Annotated in this window: 24 protein-coding genes; 11 read left to right on the top strand and 13 right to left on the bottom strand. The window is 70.9% G+C overall.

Translation table 11 applies throughout. From position 1 onward, the window contains the following. Nucleotides 1-41: 41 nt before the first annotated feature. The gene (locus tag ABZX90_RS20075; protein WP_351127464.1) at nt 42-836 is read right to left on the bottom strand and encodes a metal-dependent hydrolase; all 795 of its coding nucleotides are present in this window, start codon (nt 834-836) and stop codon (nt 42-44) included. Nucleotides 837-981: 145 nt separating this feature from the next. Between ABZX90_RS20075 and ABZX90_RS20070 the strand changes: the two genes are divergently transcribed. Together ABZX90_RS20070 and ABZX90_RS20065 are read left to right on the top strand one after the other, a co-directional pair. Continuing rightward, a complete protein-coding gene (locus tag ABZX90_RS20070) occupies nt 982-3,495 on the top strand; it encodes a DUF3516 domain-containing protein (RefSeq protein ID WP_351127466.1) in 2,514 nt (837 codons plus the stop codon). A gap of 19 nt (nt 3,496-3,514) precedes the next feature. After that, nucleotides 3,515-4,381 (top strand): acyl-CoA thioesterase II, encoded by an 867-nt coding sequence (locus ABZX90_RS20065; protein ID WP_351127468.1) that lies wholly within the window; start codon nt 3,515-3,517, stop codon nt 4,379-4,381. On the opposite strand, the gene ABZX90_RS20060 is transcribed toward ABZX90_RS20065, so the two are convergent. Next, entirely contained in the window at nt 4,368-5,396 is a 1,029-nt protein-coding gene (locus ABZX90_RS20060) for a DUF6397 family protein (protein ID WP_355206542.1), read from the bottom strand. The genes ABZX90_RS20065 and ABZX90_RS20060 overlap by 14 nt on opposite strands. Before the next feature lie 127 nt (nt 5,397-5,523). Next, nucleotides 5,524-5,937: a roadblock/LC7 domain-containing protein gene (locus tag ABZX90_RS20055; protein ID WP_351127472.1), complete on the bottom strand. Its 414-nt coding sequence runs from the start codon at nt 5,935-5,937 to the stop codon at nt 5,524-5,526. Between the two features lie 94 nt (nt 5,938-6,031). Between ABZX90_RS20055 and ABZX90_RS20050 the strand changes: the two genes are divergently transcribed. Beyond that, entirely contained in the window at nt 6,032-6,460 is a 429-nt protein-coding gene (locus ABZX90_RS20050; RefSeq protein ID WP_351127474.1) for a PPOX class F420-dependent oxidoreductase, read from the top strand. Between the two features lie 69 nt (nt 6,461-6,529). On the opposite strand, the gene ABZX90_RS20045 is transcribed toward ABZX90_RS20050, so the two are convergent. The 5 genes from ABZX90_RS20045 to ABZX90_RS20025 all read right to left on the bottom strand — a co-directional run bounded on the left by ABZX90_RS20045 (nt 6,530) and on the right by ABZX90_RS20025 (nt 11,562). Beyond that, the gene (locus ABZX90_RS20045; protein ID WP_351127476.1) at nt 6,530-7,135 is read right to left on the bottom strand and encodes an ATP/GTP-binding protein; all 606 of its coding nucleotides are present in this window, start codon (nt 7,133-7,135) and stop codon (nt 6,530-6,532) included. Between the two features lie 192 nt (nt 7,136-7,327). Further along, nucleotides 7,328-7,741 (bottom strand): DUF742 domain-containing protein, encoded by a 414-nt coding sequence (locus ABZX90_RS20040; protein ID WP_355206538.1) that lies wholly within the window; start codon nt 7,739-7,741, stop codon nt 7,328-7,330. Nucleotides 7,742-7,760: 19 nt separating this feature from the next. Continuing rightward, on the bottom strand, nt 7,761-8,198 hold the full coding sequence (locus tag ABZX90_RS20035; protein WP_351127480.1) for a roadblock/LC7 domain-containing protein: 438 nt from the start codon (nt 8,196-8,198) through the stop codon (nt 7,761-7,763). Beyond that, nucleotides 8,195-10,726: a nitrate- and nitrite sensing domain-containing protein gene (locus ABZX90_RS20030; protein ID WP_355206536.1), complete on the bottom strand. Its 2,532-nt coding sequence runs from the start codon at nt 10,724-10,726 to the stop codon at nt 8,195-8,197. Before ABZX90_RS20030 ends, ABZX90_RS20035 begins: the two co-directional genes overlap by 4 nt. Before the next feature lie 62 nt (nt 10,727-10,788). Further along, nucleotides 10,789-11,562, bottom strand: a complete 774-nt coding sequence (locus tag ABZX90_RS20025; RefSeq protein ID WP_351127483.1) for an MHYT domain-containing protein — start codon at nt 11,560-11,562, stop codon at nt 10,789-10,791. Nucleotides 11,563-11,714: 152 nt separating this feature from the next. Between ABZX90_RS20025 and ABZX90_RS20020 the strand changes: the two genes are divergently transcribed. Continuing rightward, nucleotides 11,715-12,314 carry a class I SAM-dependent methyltransferase gene (locus ABZX90_RS20020; protein WP_351127485.1) on the top strand — a complete coding sequence of 200 codons (600 nt, stop codon included), beginning with the start codon at nt 11,715-11,717 and terminating at the stop codon, nt 12,312-12,314. A 27-nt stretch (nt 12,315-12,341) separates the two neighbouring features. Here ABZX90_RS20020 and ABZX90_RS20015 read toward each other — a convergent pair whose 3' ends face one another. Continuing rightward, nucleotides 12,342-13,100: an alpha/beta hydrolase gene (locus ABZX90_RS20015; RefSeq protein ID WP_351127487.1), complete on the bottom strand. Its 759-nt coding sequence runs from the start codon at nt 13,098-13,100 to the stop codon at nt 12,342-12,344. A gap of 109 nt (nt 13,101-13,209) precedes the next feature. Here ABZX90_RS20015 and ABZX90_RS20010 point away from each other — a divergent pair, with 109 nt between their 5' ends. The 3 genes from ABZX90_RS20010 (at nt 13,210) to ABZX90_RS20000 (ending at nt 15,202) form a co-directional block, all read left to right on the top strand. After that, complete coding sequence (locus tag ABZX90_RS20010; protein WP_351127489.1) at nt 13,210-13,743, top strand: PadR family transcriptional regulator; 534 nt, start codon at nt 13,210-13,212, stop codon at nt 13,741-13,743. 210 nt (nt 13,744-13,953) lie between these two features. Then, entirely contained in the window at nt 13,954-14,241 is a 288-nt protein-coding gene (locus ABZX90_RS20005) for a hypothetical protein (RefSeq protein ID WP_351127554.1), read from the top strand. 121 nt (nt 14,242-14,362) lie between these two features. Then, nucleotides 14,363-15,202: a hypothetical protein gene (locus ABZX90_RS20000; RefSeq protein WP_355206531.1), complete on the top strand. Its 840-nt coding sequence runs from the start codon at nt 14,363-14,365 to the stop codon at nt 15,200-15,202. A gap of 140 nt (nt 15,203-15,342) precedes the next feature. On the opposite strand, the gene ABZX90_RS19995 is transcribed toward ABZX90_RS20000, so the two are convergent. Then, a complete protein-coding gene (locus tag ABZX90_RS19995; protein ID WP_261703155.1) occupies nt 15,343-15,525 on the bottom strand; it encodes a hypothetical protein in 183 nt (60 codons plus the stop codon). Between the two features lie 102 nt (nt 15,526-15,627). After that, on the bottom strand, nt 15,628-16,683 hold the full coding sequence (locus ABZX90_RS19990) for an acyl-CoA desaturase (protein WP_355206528.1): 1,056 nt from the start codon (nt 16,681-16,683) through the stop codon (nt 15,628-15,630). Nucleotides 16,684-16,920: 237 nt separating this feature from the next. On the opposite strand from ABZX90_RS19990, the gene ABZX90_RS19985 reads away from it, so the two are divergent. The 3 genes from ABZX90_RS19985 (at nt 16,921) to ABZX90_RS19975 (ending at nt 22,503) form a co-directional block, all read left to right on the top strand. Then, on the top strand, nt 16,921-19,815 hold the full coding sequence (locus tag ABZX90_RS19985) for a DEAD/DEAH box helicase (protein ID WP_355206608.1): 2,895 nt from the start codon (nt 16,921-16,923) through the stop codon (nt 19,813-19,815). Next, complete coding sequence (locus ABZX90_RS19980) at nt 19,812-21,074, top strand: SWF or SNF family helicase (protein ID WP_355206525.1); 1,263 nt, start codon at nt 19,812-19,814, stop codon at nt 21,072-21,074. Before ABZX90_RS19985 ends, ABZX90_RS19980 begins: the two co-directional genes overlap by 4 nt. A gap of 88 nt (nt 21,075-21,162) precedes the next feature. Beyond that, on the top strand, nt 21,163-22,503 hold the full coding sequence (locus tag ABZX90_RS19975) for an esterase-like activity of phytase family protein (RefSeq protein WP_355206522.1): 1,341 nt from the start codon (nt 21,163-21,165) through the stop codon (nt 22,501-22,503). Nucleotides 22,504-22,569: 66 nt separating this feature from the next. Here ABZX90_RS19975 and ABZX90_RS19970 read toward each other — a convergent pair whose 3' ends face one another. Both ABZX90_RS19970 and xylA read right to left on the bottom strand, forming a co-directional pair. Beyond that, a complete protein-coding gene (locus ABZX90_RS19970; protein WP_351127498.1) occupies nt 22,570-23,163 on the bottom strand; it encodes a hypothetical protein in 594 nt (197 codons plus the stop codon). Nucleotides 23,164-23,657: 494 nt separating this feature from the next. Continuing rightward, a complete protein-coding gene (xylA, locus tag ABZX90_RS19965) occupies nt 23,658-24,824 on the bottom strand; it encodes a xylose isomerase (protein WP_351127500.1) in 1,167 nt (388 codons plus the stop codon). Nucleotides 24,825-25,023: 199 nt separating this feature from the next. On the opposite strand from xylA, the gene xylB reads away from it, so the two are divergent. Beyond that, nucleotides 25,024-26,469 carry a xylulokinase gene (gene xylB, locus ABZX90_RS19960; protein WP_351127502.1) on the top strand — a complete coding sequence of 482 codons (1,446 nt, stop codon included), beginning with the start codon at nt 25,024-25,026 and terminating at the stop codon, nt 26,467-26,469. Nucleotides 26,470-26,578 lie beyond the last annotated feature (109 nt).

The following is a 26,578-nucleotide window of genomic DNA, read 5'->3' as shown; positions in this document are numbered from 1 at the left end:
CGAGCGTCCGGTTCGTCGGCCGGCATCGTGAGGAGACGGCCTCAGATGAGGTTCAGCGCGGCCGCGCAGCCCACGCCGCCCAGCAGCATGAACACCGGCGTCAGCACCTTGAGCTCGACCCAGCTGCCGGCGCGAAAGCGCATCACCTTGGGCGGGCCTATCGGGTACCAGCGCTTGCGGCCGACCGGGATGGGCCACAGGATCGGGCAGCCGGACACCGTCAGCGCGTCCCCGAGGCAGTGCACCAGGGCGCCGAGGACGACCGGCAGGCCGAGCCAGAGGTACTCCTGGCCCGGCGCCGTGAACAGCCAGTCCGCGCCGTTGCCCGGCTTGTCCAGAGTTTGCGCGAGGATCCACGAGGTCGTCGCGGCGAGCAGCCAGACCAGGATGTCGCTGCTGGAACCGCGGGCGGCCCGCCACAGCAGGCCCTCGATGGCGAGCACCATGTGCACGAAGAGGATGGCCAGGACCGCCCAGCGGCCGCAGGTGATCGCCAGCACAGCGGTGCCCGCGCCGATCATCACCGCCCACAGCCAGGTGTGGGTCAGCGTGCGGTGACCGCCGGAGCGCCGAGGGTCGCCCGGCTTCCTCGTCCCCTTGTAGGCGGCGTAGGAGAGTTTGTCGACGATCTCGCACAGCCTTCGTGACACCGGTCCGAAGGCGTTCGAGATGGTGGCGGCCTTGTGGTCCAGGTCCGGGGCGAGAGCGGCGCCGGCGCAGATCAGGGCGCCGACGAGCAGGACCGGCCAGGGCATGGTGTGGCCGGCCGCGGCGGCCGCGGCTCCGACGCCGAGCCAGGCCGCCGCCCCCGACAGTGAGTGTGCTGGTCCCATCATGGCCGTTCCCCGCCCTATTCCTCTTGTACCGCTGTCCAGTTGTCCGTGCACGCTGACGCGTCGCCGGCGCCACAGCGTAGCGGTCGTGATCTTTCGACGAGCATCCGATTCCCCCATCGCGTGCGTCGACAGGCAAGATGGGGGCGTGACCCTTATCGATCAGCTGCCGCAGACCGCAGACCCCGACGCCCTTTACGAAGCCTTCGAGTCGTGGGCCGGGGAACGCGGTCTCACCCTCTACCCCCATCAGGAAGAGGCGCTGATCGAGGTGGTCTCGGGTGCCAACGTGATTGTCTCTACGCCCACCGGCTCGGGCAAGAGCATGATCGCCGCGGGTGCGCACTTCGCGGCGCTCGCCCGCGACGAGGTCACCTTCTACACGGCGCCGATCAAGGCGCTCGTCTCGGAGAAGTTCTTCGAGCTGTGCAAGATGTTCGGCACAGAGAACGTCGGCATGCTCACCGGCGACGCCTCCGTGAACGCCGACGCTCCGGTCATCTGCTGCACCGCCGAGGTCCTGGCGTCGATCGCCCTGCGGGACGGCAAGCACGCCGACGTGGGCCAGGTCGTCATGGACGAGTTCCACTTCTACGCCGAGGGCGACCGGGGCTGGGCCTGGCAGATCCCGATCCTGGAACTTCCCCAGGCGCAGTTCATCCTGATGTCGGCGACGCTCGGCGACGTCTCGATGTTCGAGAAGGACCTCACGCGGCGCACCGGCCGCCCCACGGCGGTGGTCCGCTCGGCGACCCGGCCCGTCCCGCTGTCCTACGAGTACGTGCTCACTCCGTTGACGGAGACGATCACCGAGCTGCTGGCCACCAAGCAGGCCCCGGTCTACATCGTGCACTTCACCCAGGCGCAGGCCGTGGAACGGGCCCAGGCGCTGATGAGCATCAACATGTGCACGCGCGAGGAGAAGGACCAGATCGCCGAGCTGATCGGCAACTTCCGCTTCACCACCAAGTTCGGCCGCAACCTCTCCCGCTACGTACGCCATGGGATCGGGGTGCACCACGCCGGCATGCTGCCCAAGTACCGGCGGCTGGTGGAAAAGCTGGCCCAGGCCGGTCTCCTGAAGGTCATCTGCGGCACGGACACCCTCGGTGTCGGCGTCAACGTCCCCATCCGCACGGTGCTGTTCACCGCGCTGACGAAGTACGACGGGACACGGGTGCGCACGCTGCGCGCCCGCGAGTTCCACCAGATCGCCGGGCGGGCCGGGCGCGCGGGGTTCGACACGGCGGGCTACGTCGTCGCTCAGGCGCCCGAGCACGTCATCGAGAACGAGAAGTCGCTCGCCAAGGCGGGCGACGACCCGAAGAAGCGCCGCAAGGTGGTGCGCAAAAAGGCTCCCGAGGGCTTCGTCGGCTGGACGGAGAACACCTTCGACAAGCTCATCACCTCCGATCCCGAGCCGCTGACCTCGCGCTTCCGCGTGACGCACACCATGCTGCTCTCGGTGATCGCCCGGCCCGGCAACGCCTTCGAGGCGATGCGGCATCTGCTGGAGGACAACCACGAGCCGCGCAAGCAGCAGCTGCGGCACATCCGGCGGGCCATCGCGATCTACCGCTCGCTCCTCGACGGCGGCGTCGTCGAGAAGCTCGACGAGCCCGACCCGACCGGCCGCATCGTGCGGCTCACCGTCGATCTCCAGCAGAACTTCGCGCTCAACCAGCCCCTGTCGACGTTCGCGCTCGCCGCTTTCGATCTGCTGGACCCCGAATCCCCTTCGTACGCCCTGGACATGGTGTCCGTCGTGGAGTCCACGCTGGACGAGCCGCGGCAGATCCTCGCGGCCCAGCAGAACAAGGCCCGTGGCGAGGCCGTGGCCGCGATGAAGTCGGACGGCGTCGAATACGAGGAGCGCATGGAGCGGCTCCAGGACGTGACGTACCCCAAGCCGCTGGAGGAGCTCCTCTCCCACGCGTACAACACCTACCGCAAGAGCCATCCGTGGGTCGGCGACCACCCGCTGTCGCCGAAGTCCGTCATCCGTGACATGTACGAACGGGCGATGTCCTTCACGGAGTTCGTCTCCTTCTACGAGCTCGCCCGCACCGAGGGCATCGTCCTGCGTTACCTGGCCAGTGCCTACAAGGCGCTTGAGCACACGGTCCCGGACGACCTCAAGTCCGAGGACCTGGAGGACCTGATCGCCTGGCTGGGTGAGATGGTGCGGCAGGTCGACTCCAGTCTCCTCGACGAGTGGGAACAGCTCGCCAACCCCGAGGTGATGACGGCCGAGGAGGCCCAGGAGAGGGCCGACCAGGTCAAGCCCGTCACCTCGAACTCCCGCGCGTTCCGTGTGCTCGTCCGTAACGCGATGTTCCGCAGGGTCGAACTCGCCGCACTGGACAATCTCCACGAACTCGGTGAGATGGACGCCGACTCCGGCTGGGACGCCGATGCGTGGGGCGAGGCGATGGACAAGTACTGGGACGAGTACGAGGACCTCGGCACGGGTCCCGACGCCCGTGGCCCCAAGCTGCTGTCGATCGTGGAGGAGCCGCAGCACGGGCTGTGGCGTGTCCGCCAGACCTTCGCCGACCCGAACGGCGATCACGACTGGGGCATCAGCGCGGAGGTGGATCTCGCGGCCTCCGACGAGGAGGGCCGTGCCATCGTCAAGGTCACCGACGTCGGACAGCTGTAGGCACAGGAGAATCCCAGCGATGACGAACCCAGCCGAGAGGCTTGTCGACCTGCTCGACCTGGAGCAGATCGAGGTCAACATCTTCCGCGGCCGCAGCCCGCAGGAGTCCCTGCAGCGCGTCTTCGGCGGCCAGGTGGCGGGCCAGGCACTGGTCGCCGCCGGCCGTACCACCGAGGGCGACCGACCGGTGCACTCGCTGCACGCGTACTTCCTGCGCCCGGGCCGGCCGGGCGTCCCGATCGTGTACCAGGTCGAACGGGTGCGGGACGGGCGGTCGTTCACCACCCGCCGCGTCACCGCTGTGCAGCAGGGCCGCACGATCTTCAATCTGACCGCCTCCTTTCACCAGCCTGAGGAAGGGAGCTTCGAGCACCAGCTGCCGCCGGCCCGCGAAGTGCCGGACCCCGAGTCCCTGCCGACGGTGACGGAGGAGATCAAGGAGCATCTGGGCGCTCTTCCCGAAGCGTTGGAGCGCATGGCGCGGCGCCAGCCTTTCGACATCCGCTATGTGGACCGACTGCGCTGGACGCCCGAGGAGACCAAGGGCGCGGAGCCGCGCAGCGCGGTGTGGATGCGCGCCGTCGGACCGCTGGGTGACGACCCTCTCATCCACACCTGTGCTCTCACCTACGCGAGCGACATGACCCTCCTGGACGCCGTCCGCATCCCGGTGGAACCGCTGTGGGGTCAGCGCGGTTTCGACATGGCGTCGCTGGACCACGCCATGTGGTTCCACCGGCCGTTCCGCGCGGACGAGTGGTTCCTGTACGACCAGGAGTCCCCTATCGCGACGGGCGGCCGCGGACTGGCCCGCGGGCGCATCTACGACCAGAAGGGACGCCTGCTCGTCTCGGTCGTGCAGGAAGGACTGTTCAGGGCGCTGTAGAGGGACACGCGTCCGGGTTCCTCCGACGCAGCCATCCGAGCAGCCTCCGTGACCGCCCGGACTCCGGTGTGGTGAGCGGGGCGTGCGGGGCGGCGTGCCGTGGCCGCGAGGCGGGCGAAGCACTGGTCGGTGGCGGTGGGGCTGCTCCCGGTGGCGCCCCTGATGGTCGGCCCGCCGACGGTGTGGCGGGCGACGGTGTGGCCGTCCGCCCCGAGGTCGCGCCGGACGGGGCATTCGGTGTCGGGCGGGGCGCGGGGCGGTCCTCCCTGGCTTCGCGGAGGCTCTGGCCCAGGTCGGCCCTGAGCCAGCTGATCTCGTCGGGATCGTCCGCCGTCGTGATGCGCTCGGCGATCCGCGCCCCCGGGGAGTCCGGAGCGGCGTGCGAGACACCCTCGGGGCGGAGGCGGTCGAGATGGACGCGCTCGTAGGGATCCTTGACGATCTCGGCCACATGGACGGGATCGAGCAGGGACGCCACTACGGCGGCACGGGCCCAGGGATCCTCGGTCTGCCTCAGCAGGAACCCCATGTGGCGGCCGCGCCAGTTTCGGGGACGGAGGTCCAGGCCTTCCTCCAGCCGGCCGCGGAGGCCTTCGGGCGTCCGGCCGCTCATCAGCGGCGCGTTCTGCTTGTCGGCGGCGAACTGCCGGAGTTCCTCGGCGAGATACAGCCAGACCACCACGCGGTAGCGGTTCAGGTAGAACTTGACCGGCACGACCAGTCCCAGGCGTGCGAGTCGGGTGAACCGGGTGCTCGTGACGCCCATGAGAGCGGCGCCCTCCGTAGTGCCGACGGCCTTCACCCGCTCACGCAGCGCCTCCGGGAAGCCGGCCTCGGCGCGCACCCGGTCGATCTCGGTGCGCGCGACCCGGCGTCCCCCACCTCCCTCGTCGGGAACCGAGCGCACGCAGCCGAGGCGCAGGGCCAGGTCGAACTCGCCGCGACTGAGCTCCAGTTCTCGCGCGGCACGGCTGAGCGACGAGGTGGCGGTCTGCGTGATGGTGTTGCCGGACATGGCGGTCTCCCCTGAGGTGTCGGACGCTCGCGCCGGTCTGCGCTCGCCTCGGGAAAAACCGTATCCGGCTTGTCGGACATCGTGGCGAGCCTGTGGAAAACTCCGGCCACGACGACATATCCGCAGGTCAGAGATCTATAACGGGTTTGCTCTCCGGCTGTCGCGCGTCGACGCGAAGGTGCTCGCCGACCCGGTTCACCAGCAACGTCATCTCATAGGCGACCTGGCCGATGTCCGCCTCCGCCCCGCTGAGGACACAAAGACAGCTGCCCGCGCCGGCGGCGGTGACGAAGAGCACCGCATCGTCGAACTCGACCATCGTCTGGCGTACTTGTCCGGCACCGAAGTGGCGGCCGGAACCCTTGGCCAGGCTGTGCAGTCCCGACGAGACCGCGGCGAGGTGTTCGGCGTCCTCGCGCCGGAGTCCCGTGCTCGCGCCCGTCACCAGCCCGTCGTTCGACAGCACCAGCGCGTGCCGAACGTGCTCGACGCGCTCGGTGAGATCGTCCAGCAACCAGCCAAGTCCCGTGTTCTGCTCCATGATCCGGTCTCCCCCTGCGTCATTCCCCCTGGCCGGAGGATTCGACCAGCAAGCCTTCCCCACAGCCGACGTCCGGGCAAGGAGGATGGGCGGCATGGCAGAGAAGATGACCGACGAGCAGTGGCGAGCGTTCGTCTCGCAGGGGACCCGCACGGGGAAGCTGTCCACCGTCCGGGCCGACGGAAGTCCGCATGTGACACCGATCTGGTTCCTGCTGGACGGCGACGACGTGGTGTTCAACACCGCGAAGGACAGCGTCAAGGGAAGGAACCTGGCCCGGGACGGCCGGGTCGCCCTGTGCGTGGACGACGACCGGCCGCCCTTCGGCTTCGTGGTGCTGCAGGGCCGGGCGGTGCTGTCGGAGGATGTCGACGAGTTGCGGCACTGGGCCGCCCGGATCGGCGGCCGCTACATGGGCGAGGCGCGCGCGGAGGAGTTCGGCAGGCGCAACGGGGTTCCCGGTGAACTGCTCGTACGCGTGAGGATCGCGAAAGTTCTGGCCTACGCGTCAGTGGCCGACTGAACACGGCGGCTGCGCACGGGTGAGCAGCCAGGGGCGGCGCAAGCGTCCTCCGAAGGGTCGCCCGCGGCCTCAGCCGACGGAGTCGAGCAGCCGGGCGGTGTGGACCCGCCCGGCGTATTCGACGAGCCGGATCAGTACCTCCTTCCCGGAGTCGCGGTCACGGGCGTCGCAGAGGACGACCGGTGTACCTCGGTCCAGGTCGAGGGCGCGGGACACGTCCTGGGCGCCGTACGAGCGAGCGTCCGCGAAGCAGTTGACGGCCACCACGAACGGGATGTGCCGGTGCTCGAAGTAGTCCACCGCGGGGAAGCAGTCTTCGAGCCTCCGGGTGTCCGCGAGGACGACAGCGCCCAGGGCGCCCGTCGACAGCTCGTCCCACAGGAACCAGAAGCGGTCCTGCCCGGGTGTTCCGAAGAGATAGAGCGAGAGGCCGGACCTGATGGTGATGCGTCCGAAGTCCATGGCCACGGTCGTGGTGACCTTCTGGTCCACTCCGCCGGTGTCGTCCACCGCCTGACCGGCCTCGCTCAGCAGTTCCTCGGTGCGCAGCGGCCGGATCTCGCTGACCGCGCCCACCAGGGTGGTCTTTCCCACGCCGAATCCACCGGCGACCAATATCTTCAATGCCAGGGCGGTCGGGTCGCCGCCCGAGGCATCGGAGTTCTCGGAGACCATCGATCACTTCTCTCGGGAGTGCCGACAGCCGTCGGCATCGGTGCGTGTGTACGGGTGCGCGAAGTCAGCATCTGACAACTGCGGCTCCCCCGAACGGGGTTGGACCACACATGGCCCGTTGCGACCGGAACGCGCGCATCCAGTGCCCTGGAGTGAACGCGCGGCGCCGCAGCGCCGACCGATGGGGATCATCTAGAGCGCCCTCAGTCCCTCGATCACCTCGCGGAGGATGCGCTCGTCCGGCAGTTGCGCGGGCGGCACCGGGCGACTCACGGTGACGCAGCTCCGTTCCAGGAGGTCGCCCAGGAGCACTCTGACCACACCCAGCGGAAGATCGGCGTCCGCGGCCAGTTCGGCGACCGACTGGGTCTCGGTTCGGCACAGTTCGATCAGGGTCCGGTGCTCCGGACCGAGCGAGGTGTCGTCGTCGGCACCGGGGGCGCCCGTGTCGAGCGTGACCAGGGCGATCAGATCGAAGTGCACTCCGGTCGGACCGGCTTTGGTGCGGCCGCCCGTCATCGCGTAGGGGCGGACGAGTGGTCCCGCCTCCTGGTCGTACCACTGGCTGCCCGGCTCCGGCGGGGTGCCGGGCGTGTCCTCGGTCATCTGCACCGGCCGCCCTCGGTCATCGTGCCGCAGGCGGCTGTGCGGCGACGCGCGGTGGGGCGTCGAGATGCTCGCCGACGCGCTTGACCAGGAGCGCCATCTCGTACGCCACGAGACCGATGTCGGCGGTGACCGCGGTCAGGACGGCGAGGCACGAACCGTCCCCCGCCGCCGCGACGAACAGGAAACCCTCGTCCATTTCCACCATGGTCTGGCGTACGCCGCCCGCGCCGAAGTGGCGGCCCGCTCCCTTGGCCAGGCTGTGGAATCCGGAGGCGACCGCCGCGAGGTGTTCGGCGTCCTCACGCCTCAGGCCGGTGGACGCGCCCACCGCCAGTCCGTCGTTCGACAACACCACGGCGTGTCGTACTTCGGCCACGCGCAGCACCAGGTCGTCCAGCAGCCAGTCGAGTTCACCCGACCGCTGGGCGGCTCTCACACTCGGGTCCTGGATCATGCGGGGTCTCCTTCGCTGCTGTCGCTGCCCGCTTCGGGGCCGGGGGTGGCGCCGACGCCGGGTGCCTGGCCGCCGCCGCGTACCCAGCCGGCTCGGTACGCGGCCATCCGCGCCCGTACGAGTTCGGGTGTGCGCTCGTCGGTCGTCTCGGGCACCGGAGGCTCCGCCGACTCCTCGGAACGCTGTCCGCGCAGTTGGGGGGCGAGGTTCGCCTGGCGGACGCGCCGGGGAAGTTCGTCGGAGTCGTCGGAGTCGTCCGAGGGGCGGTGCAGACGGAGCGCCGCGATTCTCGGAGGCGGCGGGGTCTCGCGCGAACCGTTCGCCGGGGCTTCGGACGTCTTGGGTCTCGGGGGGACCAGCGCGGGCCGCTCGGTGACGGCCTCCACGGCTTCCTGCTCGGGGGCAGCCGACACGCGCGCGTACTGCCTTTCCACCGGCCCGTCCGTGCCGGCCTGGCGGAGGGAACGTTCCGCCGGGCCGTCGTGCAGCAGGGCCGTGGGCAGTAGAACGACCGCGGTGGTGCCCCCGTAGGGCGAGGTCCGCAGGTGCACCTTGATGCCGTGCCGGGCCGAGAGTCTGCTGACCACGAAGAGGCCGAGCCGGTCGCTGTCGAACAGGTCGAGCGCCTCGGACTGCTCGATGCGCCGGTTGGCCTCGGCGAGCCTGTCCTTGCCCATGCCCAGCCCCCGGTCCTCGACCTCGATCACGTAGCCGTTCCCCACCGGTTCGCCGGTGATCCGCACTCTGGTGTGCGGGGGCGAGAACTGGGCGGCGTTCTCGACGACTTCAGCCAGAAGATGGGTGACGTCGGCGACCGCTCCTCCGATCACGGCCGCCTCGGGGAGTTGCCGTACCTCCACGCGCGCGTAGTCCTCGATTTCGGAGACGGCGGCCCGGACGACGTTCGTCAGCGAGACGGGTCTGCGCCAGGCCCGTCCGGGCGCGGCTCCGGAAAGGATGATGAGACTCTCCGCGTGACGTCGCATCCGTGTGGTGAGGTGGTCGAGCCGGAACAGGTCGCTCAGCTCGTCCGGGTCCTCGGACCTGCGCTCCATGGTGTCCAGGAGATTCAGCTGGCGGTGCACGAGGACCTGGCTGCGCCGGGCGAGATTGACGAAGACCCCGGAGATGCCACCGGCCAGTTCCGCACGCTCGACGGCGGCCCGCAGTGCGGCTCGGTGCACGGTGTTCAGTGCCTCCGCGACCTGCCCGGTCTCGTCCTCCGAGGGCCGACCCAGCGGGGCCTCGGCGTGCACGTCGACCGTCTCCCCCGCGCGGAGCCTGCGCATGGCCTCGGGGAGCTTTCGGCGGGCGATGTCCAGGGCGCTGTCGCGCAGGCCGACGAGTTCCACGACGAGATCGCGTCCGATGCGTACGGAGATGACCAGCGAGGCGACCACAGCCGCGAGGCCGAAGAGGACCGCGGCACCGGCGGGCGTGAGCAGGGTGCGCGCGAACGGGTCGGTCCGGTCCATGGCACCGCTGCCCGCGTCGGCCTCGATCGTGCTCATCGCGTCCTGCACGCGCGCGTGAGCGATGTTCCAGTCCGCCTCCGGCGCGGCCTCGAGGGCCTTGGCGCCGGGGCGGGAGACGAGCACCTTGTCCTCGACGGCGCGTACGTCGCCGTACGCGCTTCCCTCCACGAGGTCGTTCCAGGCGGCTCGTTCGGGCCCGCTGAGATCCGCCGCCGCGGCGTCCGTCAGGGTGCGACGGGTGTCGACTGCCCCCGTGAACAACCGTAGCCGCACGCCGTCGAGGGTCCCGGCGAGCCGGGCTCCGCCGAGCACCGCGTCCTCCTGGGCGAGCGCCTCCCCCGCCCGGGAGAACTCGAGCAGGACACGCGCGTCGGAGCGCATGCCCGTACCGGGAATGCCGGTGATCGCTCCGTCGACAGCGAATCCCGTCGAAATGGTCCTGGTGTACCGGCCGTACGCCTCGTCCCATCCGGTGCGGCGCTCCAGTACGGCGGTGCGCAGCGTCCGCAGTCGCTCCGCCTCGGTGACGAAGGTGTCGAGCCGCCCGGCGACTCCCGCAGGCAGACCGGCACCGTCGGCGACGGTGTTGTGGTCCCCCAGGCGCAGCTTCGCCACGGCGCGGTCGGTGCGCCGTGAGAGGTCCTTGAGATCGCTCGGCCGCGTCGTGGCGGCGTCGGTCGCGTAGCGGACGGCTGCCGCTCTTTCCACCTGGAGCGCGGCTACAGCAGCGTCGACGGGGGCCCGGACCGTCGCGTCCACGCGTTGCCCCTGCCGCAGGCGCGCGACGTCCTGCGCCGTGCTCACCGTGGCGAAGGCCCACAGTGCCAGCAGGGAGACGATCGGCACCATCAGCAGGCTGACGATCTTGGCCCGGACGGTGCGCGGCCTGATGTGCCACCGCCCCGCGCGCGTGAACGCTTCCGGCGAAGGCCCGGCGTCGGGCTCGCCGATGTCCGCGTCCTCGTCGGCCGGCGGGCCCGCGTGCGCGCGTCGGCCGCGCAACGGGGGTGACTGCTGGGCGCCGGCTCTGGTGGTCCTACGGGGTGTACGCATGGCCTCCTCGATCGGAGAGGTTCGGGGCGTGCCGTCCGGGCCGCGTGGCTCCGGGCCAGCCGTCAGCGGGCGACGCTCTCGACCGGTCGCTGGGCCGACGCGGATGCTTCGCGTCGGTCGGACATCGGGGACAGCGCGACGAACGCCGCCGTCAGGAAGAGGTAGGACCCGAGGCCGACGGCGAGGGGGAAGATGAACTGCATCGCCGTGGCCCCGGGCAGGACATCGCCGGAAGGGCTGACGCGGACGCTCACCGCCATCATTCCGGTGTAGTGCATGCTGCTCACCGCGCCGCCCATGACGAGCGAGGCGACGGCCACCACGACGGGCGACTTGATGGAGACCGCGGCCCACAGTGCGGCGGTCGCGGCGATCACGCCGATCACGACGGAGAGTCCGACGAGTGCCGGGTCGTAGCGCACCTGGCCGTGCAACCGCAGCGCCGCCATGCCCAGGTAGTGCATGCTCGCGACGCCGAGGCCGGTGGTGAGCCCGCCGAGGACGAGCGCGCGGCGCCTGTCGCGGCCGTAGCCGACGGCGAAGAGGCCCGCGCCGACGACGGCCATGGCGACCATCAGGCTGAAGATGGTCAGCGGCACGTCGTAGCGGATCTCCGTGCCGGTGACCCCGAAGCCCAGCATGGCCACGAAGTGCATGGTCCAGATGCCGGTGCCGATCGCCGAGGCCGCGGCGAGGAGCCAGTTGCGGCGCGACCGTCCGGTGGCGTCGAGCGCGCGGACCGTGCAGCGCAGCCCCAGGGCGGCGCCTATGCAGGCCATCGCGTACGACAGTACGGGGGTCAGCCACCCGAAGGCGGCGTGGTCCATGTGTCCCATGACCCAGGGACGCTAGTGCGCACAGGGGCGCACAACTGGGGCGCATTTCGAAAGGTGTTGCAAAGTGACGAAGAGGTGCACCTGAACGATCGCGTCAGGCTCGAACGTGTGCACCGCGTCATCCTTCGTGTCGGTGAGGGATCATGCGGCACATGAGCGACGACCACACACACGTCCAGGAGTTCTTCGCCGCGCGCGCCGCGGACTGGGACACCCGCTTCCCCGACGACGGGCCCGCCTACGCGGCCGCGGTCGCGGGCATGCGGCTGCGCGCGGGTGACCGCGTGCTCGACGCGGGCTGCGGCACCGGGCGCGCCCTGCCTCCGCTGCGAGCCGCTGTGGGCGGCACCGGGGTGGTCATCGGAGCCGATCTGACGCCTGCCATGCTGGCGGCCGCCGTTCGGGCCGGGCGGGACCGCGACGGGCAGTTGGTGCTGGCCGATGTCACCGGGCTGCCCCTGCGCACGGGGTCGCTGGACGCGGTGTTCGCGGCCGGACTCGTCGCACACCTGCCGAACCCGGGCGAGAATCTTCGGGAGTTGGCCCGGGTGGTGCGGCCCGGCGGCACGCTGGCTCTCTTCCATCCGATCGGCCGGGCGGCGCTCGCGGCCCGCCAGGGACGGCAGATCACTCCGGACGACCTGCGCGCCGAGGCCAACCTGGGTCCTCTGCTCGCCGGTTCGGGCTGGGACATGACCTCGTACGTGGACGAGGACGCCCGCTTCCTCGCGCTGGCCGTACGCCGGGGATGATCGGCGGCCGGACCCGGCCGTCGGCCGTCAGGCCGTGCCGACGACGGCCGCCGCGAAGGCGTCGGGGTTGTCGAACATGATGTTGTGGCCGGCGCCCGGCACGGTCACGACGCGGACCCCCGCCGCCTCCAGGCCTTCCACCCCCGGCAGTTCACCACTGAGCTCGCCCTGGAGGTAGACGCGCTCCGTCGTCAGCCCGACCAGCAGCTGACGCATCGTCGGGCTGGTGCCCTGCCTGAGCCCCTTCGCCGTGCGGTACAGGGCGCGCGGATCCGCGAGACGCATCGTCGCGGCCCAGGAGGGGCCGACCTTTTCGAGCACGCGCGCGTGACCGCCGTTCTCGACATAGTCGTCCTCCTCGTAGGAGGCGATGCCGCTGCTGCCCGCGGTGGCCGGAGGGTACGGGTCGAGGTTGGCCTCGGCGAGGACGAGCCGTGAGACGAGGTCGGGCCGCCGGTCGGCGAGCACGATGGCGACGGCACCGCCCATGCTGTGCGCGACGAGTTCCGCCCCGGCGACCCGGGCGGCGTCCAGGGCAGCCGCCAGCGCTCCGGCGTGGTCCTCCAGGGTGTAGCCGAAGTCCGCGGGCCGGTCGCTGATGCCGTGCCCCGGCAGGTCGACGAAGAGGGTGCGGCGGCCCGCCAGTTCGGGCCGGGCCGCGATATGGGCGTTGTAGACCGTCGAGGCGGATCCGAGGCCGTGCACGTACACGCGCGCGGGTCCGGTGCCCGCCGCCTCGGTCCAGCGGATCCAGCTTCCCCTGCCGTCGAACTCGGCCTGCTGCATGGTGTTCTCCCCTGTCGCCGTTCCGTCGTTTCTCTCAGCTCCAGGAGAATACATCGGAACCGAGGTATAGATGAAGCGATGTACAGCGATCGTGCGGCAGAATATGGGCATGCTGGAGCTGGCCATCCTCGGATTTCTGTACGACGCCCCACTGCACGGCTATGAGCTGCGCAAACGCATCACCGCGCTGACCGGGCACGTGAAGCCCGTAGCGGAGAGCACGCTGTATCCCGCGATCAAGCGGCTGGAGAACGCGCGTCTGCTGGAGCGGGCCACACAGCCCGGCTCGGTGGCCGCCCCGCGTCACGTCCTCACGCTCACCGAGGAGGGCGGGCGCGAACTGCGCCGCAGGCTCTCGGAACCGGCACGGCGCGACGTCACGGACGAGAACCGCTGGTTCACGGTGCTCGCCTTCCTCGGACACCTGGACGACCCCGAGGCGCAGGCCGCCGTACTGCGCCGCAGACTGGCCTTCCTGGAGGAGCCCGCGAGTTTCTTCTACGACGGTGACCGGCCACTGCGCGCCGAGGAGTTGGACGACCCCTTCCGGCGCGGCATCCTCACCATCGCGCGGGCCACGAGCGAGGCCGAACTGACCTGGCTGCGGACCACGCTCGACTCACTCGACGCGGCCGGCCGATGAGACGGGGCAGGTCCCCAGCTCGACGACCGAGGCTTCCCTCTCCGGATCCATCCGCCGTATCTGTTCGAGTCGCCGGCAGCGCTTCACCGAGCCGTCCCTCTTCTGTCGCCGCGGCTCCAACTCTACGTTGAGTAGCAGCAGATGGACGATCAGCGATCACGCAGGGGGAAGGTGACCCGGATGTCCGGCATATTCGGCAGGCTGCGCACGATGGGGCGCAAGAAGACGGCCGAACAGCCCGAGGGGCGGCCGCCGGCAAAGGAACGGCAGGAGAGAAAACGCACCTACAATCTCTTCGAGGCGGCTGCGGTGTACGTGTCCGCGTGCGCGGAGGACAATCAGGAGCAGATCGACGAGGCGGCCGCCTGGGTGTCGCCGGAAGCGCTGTCCTTCGGTGTGAACGAGTTGGCCTGCCGGGCCGTCATCGCTCTCGCCCGGGAGCGCGACGAGTCGCCGCAAGCGGTCGCCCGCACGCTGCTCGGACTGCCCGCGGCCTGACGTGGGGCGTTTCGCCCCTGTCCAGCCGGATAGCTGCAGGTCCGCGTGTGTTTCGGGCCCGTGACAAGCGCCTTCCGGTCGCTTAAGGTGCGCCGACAGATGGAGCGATCGGGAGGCTGGAATGGCCGGGACGGACGAAGACGCCGTCGCCACGGGGGACGACGACGCGCTGTATGTGCTGACGGCGGTGTTGCTGACACCGGCGAAGTTCCCCAGCGTGCTCGGTGACGACTACCCGGAGGCCTGCGCGACGCTCGACCTCACCCCTCTCGCCGAGGGGTACGGACTCGTGCTCGGCCAGGACGGCGAGGGTGCGCGGTGGACCGTCGTGATCGACGACGTCTCACTGGTCGCCGTCGCCATCGCCTCCTGGGACTGTGGCATGGAGCACGAGCTGTCGCCGGACGAGCGGACGGTCGTCGCCGCACTGCCCGGCTGGCCCCTCGAGGTGGCCGTGTCGGCCCCCGGCATACCGGCTCCGCACGATCCGTCGAGCGAGCTCACGGATCGGCCTCCGCTCAGTCCGCCGGACACCACCACGTGGGGGCCGGCCCAGCGACGCCTCGGCGCCGACGAGATCGCGCTTCAGTGGGCGACCTGGCGCGAGCAGATCGACGACAGTGACTTCGCGCCCTCGGACGGTGCCGAGAAGGCCTCGGACGACGCCGACGACAAGAGCGACGACGGCGGGGACCGCAGCGGCGTCCGCCGGGTTCTCTCCGAGGCGCGCTCGTACGTGGACACACCGCCCCCGCTGGGCCGTGTCCGCTCGTCCTTCGCCACGGGCGACGCTCGTACCCTGCGCGCGGACGGCCCCGGTTGGTCCCTCGTCGCCAGGACCGACGACATCGCGTTCGTCCTGCTCGACGAGGAACCCGGCGAGGTTCTGCCCGTCGGTCGCGGACCGGAGTTGCCCGGCCTCCTTGAGGCCCTGGACAAGATGGCGGTCCGCCCCAGCTGAGCGACCGCGTCACGAGGAATCCGTGGCGCGGTCCTGGTCAGTCGCCTGCGTTTCGGCCGTGTCAGTCCCCTGTGTCGGCCTCTCCGACCGTCACCGGCCGCTGTGAAAGCAGGTGCGGTCGACACAGCGGCGGTCGCTCCTCAGCGGCCCAGCTCCTTGCGGGTGGCACGGCGCAACCTGCGCCGCTGCGAGGGGTCCAGCGCCAGGTACGCGGCCGCCGGGACTCCCAGAACGATCAGGAAGGCGGCCCACCAGGGCAGCCAGATCAACAGGATCAGGCCGACCGCCACACCCCCTGCGGCGATCTTCGCGTTCTTCGACATGTGTCGCCTCCTCCGCGGCTGCTGCCGCTCTCTGTCCTGAGAACGGGTCCCCGTGTCCCACGGTTCCGGACCGCGACCCTGATACGTCCCTGATGCGCGCCCCTACTGGACCCGGAGAGGCTCCCCGACCTCGTGCATGTGGCGCAGGGCCTGCCGGTAGGAGTCGACGAGCCCGGTCTCCGCGTAGGCAACACCCAACTCCAGACAGTGCGCACGCACCAGGGGTTGAGCGCGACGCAGATGAGGGCGGGGCATGCTGGGGAACAGATGGTGCTCGATCTGGTAGTTCAGACCACCGAGGAACCAGTCCGTCAGCACGCCCCCGCGGACATTGCGCGAGGTGAGCACCTGACGGCGCAGGTGCCCCCAGCGCTCGCCGTCCCGGTCCGGCATCTCCATGCCCTTGTGGTTGGGCGCGAAGGACATGCCGAGGTGCAGGCCGAACAGTGCCTGGTGAACCGCCGCGAAGACCAGCGCCCTGCCCAGGGACATGCTGGTGAGCAGCAGCGTCGCGTACGCGACGACATGGGTCACCAGCAGCAACGCCTCCACGACCCGCTCGCGCGGGGGTTGCCGGCGAAGGTCCCGGAAGCCGTGGACCTTCAGGGCGACGCCTTCGAGGAGGGTCAGCGGGAAGAAGAGCCAGGCCTGGTTTCGGGTGAGCCGGCGCCGGAATCCGGTCCGCTCCTCGGCCTGCCCACTGGTGAAGACCAGCACGTCGGCGACGACGTCGGGGTCCTTGTCGACGTGGTTGGGGTTGTCGTGGTGCCGGTTGTGTTTGTCGTTCCACCACGCATAGCTCATCCCGAGGAGCAGATTGCCGTGGATCAGGCCGATGAGGCGGCCGGCGGGCTTGCCGCCGGCGATCTGGGAGTGGCCCGCGTCGTGGCCTATGAACGCCGTTCGGGCGGCGAGGACGGCGAGTACCGGGGCGAGGAGCAGAGACCACCAGGAGTTGCCGATCAGGACGACACCGGTGACCACGGCGGCCAGCATCAGTGCGTTGGAGGCGATCTCCCGCGCGTACCAGCCGTGGCGACGCTCCAGGAGTCCCCGGCCCTTGACCGCGCGCAGGAGAGGCGCGAACTCACTGCCGGGGGCCTGCCCGGCGCCCTCGCCCGGGGAGGGTTGCGTGAGGACGGCGGCGGTCTGGGTCATGGCAGGTCTCCGGTTTCTCAGGAAGCGGGACGACCTGATGAAACGTACGAATCAGTGACCCTCCGGGGCCATGACGCCACCACCCGAGTCCGTACGGGGGTTTTCCCCGCCCTTGAGGGAGGCCGACTCCACCACGCGCGAGAAGCCCGGATCATGGCCCGGCCCTGCTCGTTCACCCCCTGATGTGCTGTACCCTCGGCGATCCGGCCCCCAGTAGTCAAATTTGAGGAATGCATCATCGCTGAGCAGAGGATTCCCGCGGCCACCCCCGCCGAGATCTCCGAGCTGGCCCGCTGCCGCGCCGTGTTCGTGCCCGCCGGTCCTTGTTGCAGGGGCGGCGTCGCGTTCTGGCACCCCACGGACGACGCGCCTTCGGTGGCGTCCGGCTCCGCCGAGGACCTGACGGTGGTTCTGCCCGCGGAGGACGGCGGCGTCGAAGCCGTGACCGTGCCGGCCGTTCTGCTGCCGGTGAGAGCCGCCCTGCCGGTTCTCACGCGCGCGCGTGCCGCGGCGCAGGCTCATCGGGCGACCTCCTTCTGGGGTGCCGCCGCCGTCCTGGCTCTCCAGTTCGCCGCGCGCGGGCTGCTGCTGCCCGGGCTGACCGCCGGGGACCGGGACGTGTGGCGCGCCGGCCCGCTGCGCGCGGAGGACCTCGAGCGCATACGCGAACTGGCCGCCGCGATGCCGCCGGAGGCGCACGCGGTGCCGCTGGAAGGCACCGAACCGTCGCGGCTGCCCGATCCGGAACGGCTGGTGCGGGACTTCCTGGACGCCGTCGCCGACGCCCTTCCGCGCTCTCCCGCGGCGACGCTCGCGGCGGGCGGTCCGGCCTTCGCGGCGCCGGAGCCGCAACGCGTACCGCAGCATCGCGCGTGGGCCAGGGAGGTGGCCGCGGTTCACGACGCGGACGTACGCATCTCCCTGCGTGTGGAGGTGCCCGGGCTGGCGTCGGCCGTGCCGGACGAGACGCGGCCGCCGTTCCGGGCGGTACTGCAACTGCACAGCGTCGGCGATCCCGCTCTCGTCGCGGACGCTGCCGCCGTGTGGGCGGGTGCTTCTCCCCTCGGCCCGCGCGCGCGGATGGACGCCCTGCTCTCCCTGCGCCGCGCTGTCCGGGCCTGGCCGCCGCTGTCTCCCCTGCTCTCGGCCGCGGTACCCGATGCCGTCGAACTCGCCGACGAGGAGGTCGGCGAACTCCTCGGCGAAGGCACCCGGCTACTGGCCGCCGCCGGTGTCGACGTGCACTGGCCGAAGGAACTCGTACAGAAGGTGACGGCCCGGGCGGTCGTCGGCCCGCGCGAGGACACGGAACGTCCGGGCGGGGTGGCGCCGGGCGGCGAGGACGGCTCCGGCGGCAAGCTGGTCTCCGACGCACCGTCGTTCCTGTCGGCGGATGCCCTGCTCTCGTTCACCTGGTCGTTCGCGCTGGGCGACCAGCAGCTCACCCGGCAGGAGCTGGACCGGCTGGCCGAGGCGAACCGGCCCGTCGTGCGTCTGCGCGACCAGTGGGTGCTCGTAGATCCTCAGGAGGTGCGCCGGGCACAGGCACGGCAGGACCGCAGGATCACACCCATCGAGGCGCTGGGCGCCGCCCTGACAGGCTCCGTGGAGGTCGACGGCGGCCGGGTCGACGTGGAGTCCAGGGGATGGCCCGCAGCGCTGCGGGAGGGCTTGACCGACCCCGAGGCGCAGCAGCCGGTCGGGCAGCCCGCGGGGCTCCGTGCGACGCTGCGCGACTATCAGGCTCGGGGCCTCAGCTGGCTGGCCCGGATGACCGCTCTGGGCCTGGGCGGCTGTCTGGCCGACGACATGGGTCTCGGCAAGACGATCACTCTGATCGCGCTGCATCTGCACCGGCAGACCGACGAGTCGGCCGCCGGCCCCACTCTCGTCGTCTGCCCGGCCTCCCTGCTGGGCAACTGGCAGCGCGAGATCGAGAGGTTCGCCCCCGGCACCCCGGTGCGCCGCTTCCACAGTTCCCGGCGCAGCCTGGAGGACCTGGCCGAGGGCGAGTTCGTGCTGACGACGTACGGCACGATGCGACTCGACGCGCCACGGCTCGGCGAGGTGCCCTGGGGCATGGTGGTCGCGGACGAGGCCCAGCATGTGAAGAACCCGTACTCGGCGACCGCGCGGGCGCTGCGCACCGTCGGCGCACGCGCACGCGTGGCACTCACCGGCACCCCGGTGGAGAACAACCTCTCGGAACTGTGGGCGATTCTCGACTGGACGACGCCGGGCCTGCTGGGCCGGCTCAGCACCTTCCGTACCCGCTACGCCCAGGCCGTCGAGGGCGGTCACGACCCGGCGGCCGCCGAACGACTCGCCCGGCTCGTGCGCCCGTTCCTGCTGCGCCGCCGCAAGTCGGACCCCGGCATCGCACCCGAACTTCCGCCGAAGACCGAGACCGACCGTGCCGTGGCGCTCACCAAGGAGCAGGCCGGGCTGTACGAGGCGGTGGTGCGCGAGACCCTCGCGGAGATCTCCGGGGCGGACAGCATGGCCAGGCGGGGCCTGATCGTGAAGCTGCTCACCGGACTGAAGCAGATCTGCAACCACCCCGCGCAGTTCCTCAAGGAGGAACGGCCGAGGATTCCCGGCAGGTCCGGGAAGCTGGAGCTGCTGGACGAACTGCTCGACACCATCCTCTCCGAGGGGGCGAGCGTCCTGGTCTTCACGCAGTACGTGCGGATGGCACGCCTCATCGAGCGGCATCTGGCGGCGCGTGCCGTGTCGACCCAGTTCCTCCACGGAGGCACGCCCGTCCCTGAGCGCGAGGCGATGGTGGAGCGCTTCCAGGAGGGCGAGATCCCGGTCTTCCTCCTGTCGTTGAAGGCCGCCGGCACGGGTCTGAACCTGACGCGCGCGGAACACGTCGTGCACTACGACCGCTGGTGGAACCCGGCGGTCGAGGCGCAGGCCACGGACCGCGCGTACCGCATCGGCCAGAGCCGGCCCGTCCAGGTGCACCGGATCATCGCCGAGGGGACCATCGAGGACCGGATCGCCGACATGCTGCGCCGCAAACAGCGGCTGGCCGACGCCGTCCTCGGCGCGGGCGAGGCGGCACTCACCGAGCTGACCGACGCGGAACTGGCCGACCTGGTGGAGCTGCGAGGGAGCGCACGATGACGGATCGCGACAAGGAGCGCACGTTCGGCGCGTCGGCGCCCGCGCGCGGACAGGGTTTCGCTCAGACGTGGTGGGGCCGGGCCTGGTTGACGGCCCTGGAGGACGCGGCGCTGGACTCGGAGCAGGTGAGGACGGGCCGCAGACTCGCCCGCGCGGGGGCGGTGGGCGCGGTGTCCGTGCGACCCGGGCGGGTCACCGCCGTGGTCAGGGATCGCGACGGCACCACCCATCGCGCGGACGTCCTGCTCCAGGAGCTGTCCTCGGAGCAGTGGGAACGCTTCCTGGACACGGCCGTGGAGCGCGCAGGACACCTCGCGGCACTCCTCGACCGCGACATGCCACCACACCTGGTCGAGGACGCGGCGGCCGCGGGTGTCGACCTCCTGCCGGGGCTCGGCGATCTCGACCCGGAGTGCGACTGCGGAGCCTGGGACCACTGCGGCCACACGGCCGCGCTCTGCTACCAGACGGCCCGGCTGCTCGACCAGGATCCGTTCGTACTGCTGCTGATGCGGGGGCGCGGCGAACGCGCACTCCTGGACGACCTCCAGGAGCGCGGCAGACAGCCCGTCCAAGAGCCGTGGGACGCCCGTTCGGAAGGCGTGGACGCCGTGGAGGCGTACACGGCCGGCGACATCCTGCCCCCGCTGCCCGCCCTCCCTCATCTGCCCGACGAGCCCGGAGTTCCACCGTCCTTGGACACCGAGGCGGCGCCCGGTCCCGGAATCGATCCCGCCGCCCTGGAGTTCGTCGCGGCCTCGGCCGTCGGCGAGGCACACCGGCTGCTGGCCGAGGCGCTGGCCTCCGGACACGAACAGCATCCGGTGGAAGCGATGCCGACGCTCTCCCAGGACGCGGTTCGGCTGGCCGCGGGCAACCCTGACGAGGAGACCGCCCAGCGGCTCTCCGAGGGTTCGGGGCGCGAGCGCGAGGAACTGCGCCTCGCCGTACGGGCCTGGCAGTACGGGGGTGCAGCAGCACTGTCGGTCCTTGAGGACGAGTGGGCTGTCCCCGAGGAGGCACTGGCACGTGCGCGTGCCACCCTGCGGACGGCCTGGGACGAGGGCGAGCGCCCGAGGCTGCGCATGGCTCACAACCGCTGGACGGCGGCCGGTGCCGCCGCTCAGCTACGGCTCGGGCGCGACGGCAAGTGGTGGCCCTACCGCAAGGAGCGGGGCCGCTGGAGCCCCGCGGGGCCGGCGGTGAGGGACCCGGCAACCGCCCTGGCCATGGCCGACGGAGACCCGATGATTGGTTGACGCCCGCCGTTCACCTTCAGGTCGCGAGCCGTTCCATGCAGGGGCCAACTCTGGCCGCTGTCAACGAACTTGTGCCTCAGGAGGCCTGATGTCCCCGCATGCCGTCGGCCGGCGCCACGTCCAACGATCCGTCGCCGCGGGCGTGCCGCTCGCCCTGCTGGCCGCCCTCGTGGTGGCCGGCACCGCGAGCGCGGCGTCACCCGCGCAGCCGCGGGTGACGCACACCGCGACGCTCGGCGACCTCCCCCTCGGCACCTTCAGCAACGCGCTGCTGCCCGGCACGGTGGACAACGACCGCGGTGTCGACCTCGGCGGCATCGGCAGCGACCTCTACCCGGCCGGCCGCAAGGGCGAGTTCTGGACGGTCACCGACCGGGGGCCCAACGGCCAGATCAAAGTGGACGGCAAGAAGCGCCGGACGTTCCCGGTGGCGGGCTTCGACCCGGCGATCGTGAAGATCCGGGTGTGCGGTGACACCGTGACGGTGCTCGACGCGATCCCGATCACCACATCCTCCGGGAAGCCGGTCACCGGGCTGTCCAACCAGGCGGGACGCGACGAGGCGCCGTACTCCTACGACGCGCAGACCCCGCTCGCGTACAACCCGAACGGCCTGGACACCGAGGGCATCGTGCGGGCGAAGGACGGTTCGTTCTGGCTCGTGGACGAGTACGGCCCGTCGCTGATCCATGTCTCCGCGCGCGGGAAGGTCCTCACGCGCTATGTGCCCAAGGGGCTCGGCCTGACCGGCACGGACTACCCGGTCGTCGAGGCACTGCCCTCCGTTCTGCTCCACCGGAAGACCAACCGCGGCCTCGAAGGGCTCGCCCAACTCCCCGACGGTGACCTGGTGATGGCTCTGCAGAGCCCGCTCTCGCTGCCGGACGCGACCGCGGGAGACACGTCGCGCACGACGCGACTGCTGCGCTTCTCACCCAAGAAGCGGGCTGTGACCGCCGAGTACGCCTACCGCTTCGACCCGGTGAACGTGGTCGACCCGAGCGAGGACGACCCGTCCGAGCTGAAGATCTCCTCCGTGGTGGCCGTCGGCCGCGACCGACTGCTCGTCGAGGAGCGCACCGACAAGGCGGCGCATCTGCAGACGGTGCGGCTCACGCGTTCCGCGGACATCCTCGGAGGCCCCTTCGACAGCGACACGACGTCGCCCTCACTGGAGCAGTTGGACGACCCGGCGTCGGCCGGCGTTCCGGTGCTGGGCAAGCGTCTGGTCGTCGACCTGGGCACCGTCGCGGGGGTGCCCAGCAAGATCGAGGGCGTCGCGCGCGTGGACCACGACACACTCGCCCTCATCAACGACAACGACTTCGGAATGACCGACGGGACGGGTGCCTTCGACCCGCAGGGCCGGCTCGTGGACAGCGGTATCGAGACGACCGTCACCTATGTGCGGCTGCCGCGCGGGATCTGATCTTGGGGCCCCTTGGGCGCGGCACGCGTGCGTGGACGATGGACAGCGGCCACGCACGCGTGCCGCTCACCTCAGCGGCTCGGTGAGTTTGTGGGTGCCCTTGCCGACGTCGGCCGCCAGACTGCAGGCGACCTTGTCGATGCCGATCTTGTAGCCGCCCACGTCCGGGTACTGCACGACGGTGTCGCGCACCGTACCGGCCGCCTGGTCGGCCGCCTTTCGCTTCAGAGTCGCCTCGCACAGCGCGGACGCCGCCTTCTTGAGGGCGGCGTTCGTCGTGTAGGTGCCGTTGAGTTCGGCGACCTTCACGACCTCGGCGTCATGCGGTTCGGTGCACGATCGCTCGACGGCCTGCCCAGGCAAGCCGTCGTCCGTGTCGAAACAGTCGCCCTTCTGGAGCATGTAGTACGGCACTTCGTCGTCCGCGAGCGACGGGAAGAACGACTGCAGATCACTGGGCACGAGCCCGGTGGGCAGGTCCGAGGGAAGAGACGGCACGACACTGGGCAGGCCCGAGGGAAGCGACGGCAGTCCGGACGGGAGGCTCAGCGAGGGACTCGGCGACCGCCCTGTGCTCTCGGTGGGTGACTTCTTGTCCTTGCCGCCACCACCGGTGGCCGCCACGGCCACGGCGACAATGACGCCGACACCGACGATCACGGCGATGACGAGGACCAGGGTGTTACGGCGCCGCCCTCCACGATGGCCGCCGGGCCCGCCCGGCGGTCCGGGAGGCGGCGGTGGCGGCCATCCCCCGCCACCTTGCCCAGGAGGCCGATCGCCGCCCTGTGACGGCGAACCGTAGTCCCCCGAAGGAGGGCGGTTTCCCCCCGGAGGGAAGCCGTAGCCTCCTGGCGGTGGACCATAACCACCGGAGGACGGAGGGCCGTAGCCCCCCGACGGCGGGCCCGGGACTGTACCTCCAGGAGGCGGCGTATCTCCCGGCGACCGTGGAGGCTGAGGCGGTACGGGCGGCATGGCCATACCGCCAAGAGTCGCCTCGAACCGGTCATGGCGCGACCCCTGTGCGGAAGTTGATACGGACTCATGCCCCGGATCGCATCATTCCGGTGAATTCCACGCGGATATCAGCGACCGAAGGCGGCGGGCCGGACCCGCCCGAGGGCGGGTCCGTGCCCTGAGGGGCTTCCCGATCAGCCCCGCGCGCCCAGGAGATGGTCCATCGCCAGCTGATCCAGCTGCTCGAAGGCCATGCCGCGCGCGGCCGCGGCCTCCACGTCGAAGTCCTCGAAGGCGGCACGGTCGGCGAGCAGCCCCGCCAGGCCGTCCTCCGCCGTGGGCTGCGCCAGCTCGTCCAGACGTGAGGCGCGCAGTGCCGCCTGGACCTCCGGGTCGGCCCGGAACGCCGCCGAACGCTCGCGCAGGATCAGGTAGTTGCGCATGCACCCCTGGGCCGACGCCCACACGCCGTCGAAGTCCTCGGTCCGCGGCGGCTTGAAGTCGAAGTGCTTCGGGCCGGCGTAACCGGCGCTCTCCAGGAGGTCGACCAGCCAGAACGCGGCCCGCAGGTCGCCGGCGCCGAACCGCAGATCCTGGTCGTACTTGATGCCGGACTGACCGTTGAGATCGATGTGGAAGAGCTTGCCCGCCCACAGGGCCTGCGCGATGCCGTGCGGGAAGTTCAGCCCGGCCATCTGCTCGTGACCGACCTCCGGGTTGACGCCGAACAGTTCCGGGCGCTCCAGGCGCTCGATGAACGCGAGGGCATGGCCGACGGTGGGGAGCAGGATGTCGCCGCGCGGCTCGTTCGGCTTGGGCTCGATCGCGAACTTCAGGTCGTAACCCTGGGTGGTCACGTACTCACCGAGGAGGTCGAAGGCCTCCTTCATGCGGTCGAGGGCGACGCGTACGTCCTTGGCCGCCCCGGACTCCGCTCCCTCCCGGCCACCCCAGGCGACGTACGTCTCGGCGCCGAGCTCGACCGCCAGGTCGACGTTGCGGATGGTCTTGCGCAGCGCGTAGCGGCGCACGTCGCGGTCGTTCGCGGTGAACGCGCCGTCCTTGAAGACGGGGTGCGTGAACAAGTTGGTGGTGGCCATCGGCACCTTGAGGCCCGTGGCGTCCAGGGTCTGCCTGAACCGCTTGATGTGCGACTCGCGCTCGCTGTCCGAGGACCCGAAGGGGATCAGGTCGTCGTCGTGGAAGGTCACGCCGTAGGCGCCGAGCTCGGCCAGGCGCTGCACCGACTCGACCGGGTCCAGGGCGCGCCGGGTGGCGTCGCCGAACGGGTCCCTTCCCTGCCAGCCGACGGTCCACAGGCCGAAGGTGAACCTGTCCTCGGGGGTGGGCTGGTAGTTCATGTCGCGGCTCCTCGCTAGCTCCGACTATTTCGTCATGGCAGTTTACAAATTAGTATGCGAACGCATCTCTGGGAAGAGACGAAGTACGAAACCCTGGTCGTGTCGGTCCAGGGACGAAGTGCGGGACCCGGGCCGTGACGGTCCGGGCAGCCCCGCAACCAGGACAGATCCCGCAGAGCCACGGAAGAGGGAGAGCCCGATGTCAGCAGCCGAGGGTCCGCTCGTCGTCGGGGTGGACACGTCCACCCAGTCCACAAAGGCCCTGGTCGTCGACGCGTCGACCGGACAGGTGGTGGCGAGCGGACAGGCGCCGCACACCGTCTCCACCGGGGCGGGCCGCGAAAGCGACCCCCGCCAGTGGTGGGACGCGCTCTGTGAAGCGCTGCGCCAGTGCGGTGACGCCGCGCACGAAGCGGCGGCCGTGTCGATCGGCGGGCAGCAGCACGGGCTCGTGACACTCGACGCCCAGGGAGAACCCGTACGCCCCGCTCTGCTGTGGAACGACGTGCGCTCGGCGCCGCAGGCGCGTCGGCTGGTCGAAGAGCTCGGCGGCCCGAAGTCCTGGGCCGAGCGGACCGGCAGTGTGCCGGCCGCGTCCTTCACAGCCACGAAGTGGGCCTGGCTGGCCGAGCACGAGCCCGCCGCCGTCCGGGCGACGGCGGCGGTCCGCCTGCCCCACGACTACCTCACCGAACGGCTCACCGGGCAGGGCACCACCGACCGCGGCGACGCCTCCGGCACCGGCTGGTGGGCCTCCGGGAGCGAGGCGTACGACGAGGAGGTCCTCGCGCACATCGGTCTCGACCCCGCTCTCCTCCCCCGCGTCGCACGGCCGGGCGAGGTGGTCGGAACAGTGCACGCCAGGGGTGAGCTCCCGTTCTCCAGGGGCACTCTGGTGGCTGCCGGCACCGGGGACAACGCGGCCGCCGCGCTCGGCCTCGGGCTGCGCCCCGGGACCCCGGTGGTGAGCCTCGGCACCTCGGGCACGGTGTACGCCGTGTCGACGCACCGCCCCGCCGACCCGACCGGCACGGTGGCGGGCTTCGCCGACGCGCGCGGCGACTGGCTACCGCTGGCCTGCACGCTGAACTGCACGCTGGCCGTCGACCGGGTCGCCGCGCTCCTCGGCCTCGACCGCGAGGCCGTCGAAGCGGGCGCTTCGGTGACGCTGCTGCCCTATCTGGACGGCGAGCGCACCCCGAACCTGCCGCACGCCTCGGGCCTGCTCCACGGGCTCCGGCACGACACGACGGGCGGGCAGCTGCTCCAGGCCGCGTACGACGGTGCCGTGCACTCCCTGCTGGGCGCCCTCGACCTGGTCATGGACGCGGACGCCGACCGCTCGGCGCCTTTGCTGCTGATCGGCGGCGGTGCGCGTGGCAAGGCCTGGCAGCAGACCGTACGCCGGCTCTCGGGGCGGCCCGTCCAGGTGCCCGAGGCGAGAGAACTGGTCGCGCTCGGCGCCGCCGCCCAGGCGGCGGGCGTGCTGACCGGAGAGGACCCGGCGGCGGTCGCCCGGCGCTGGGGCACCGCTCGCGGGCCGGTGCTCGACGCCGTGGAACGGGACGAGGAGACGCTCGCGAGGATCACCGGGGTACTCTCCGACGCGGCCCCGCTGCTCGAACGGGAGCCGAACACGAACTGACCAGGAACGACCAGGCCGCCCCGGCGGGACCGGCTCTCACGAGTGGCGTCCCGCGTGAGCGGTACGGGCTGTGGGGCCACCCGCTGGGCCCCACACGATGCGAGACCGT

The sequence above is a fragment of the Streptomyces sp. NPDC002935 genome (genome assembly GCF_040611295.1).
Taxonomy (GTDB): domain Bacteria; phylum Actinomycetota; class Actinomycetes; order Streptomycetales; family Streptomycetaceae; genus Streptomyces.
The sequence above is the reverse complement of the archived record's forward strand: the minus strand, read 5'-3'. Positions and strand labels throughout refer to the sequence as shown.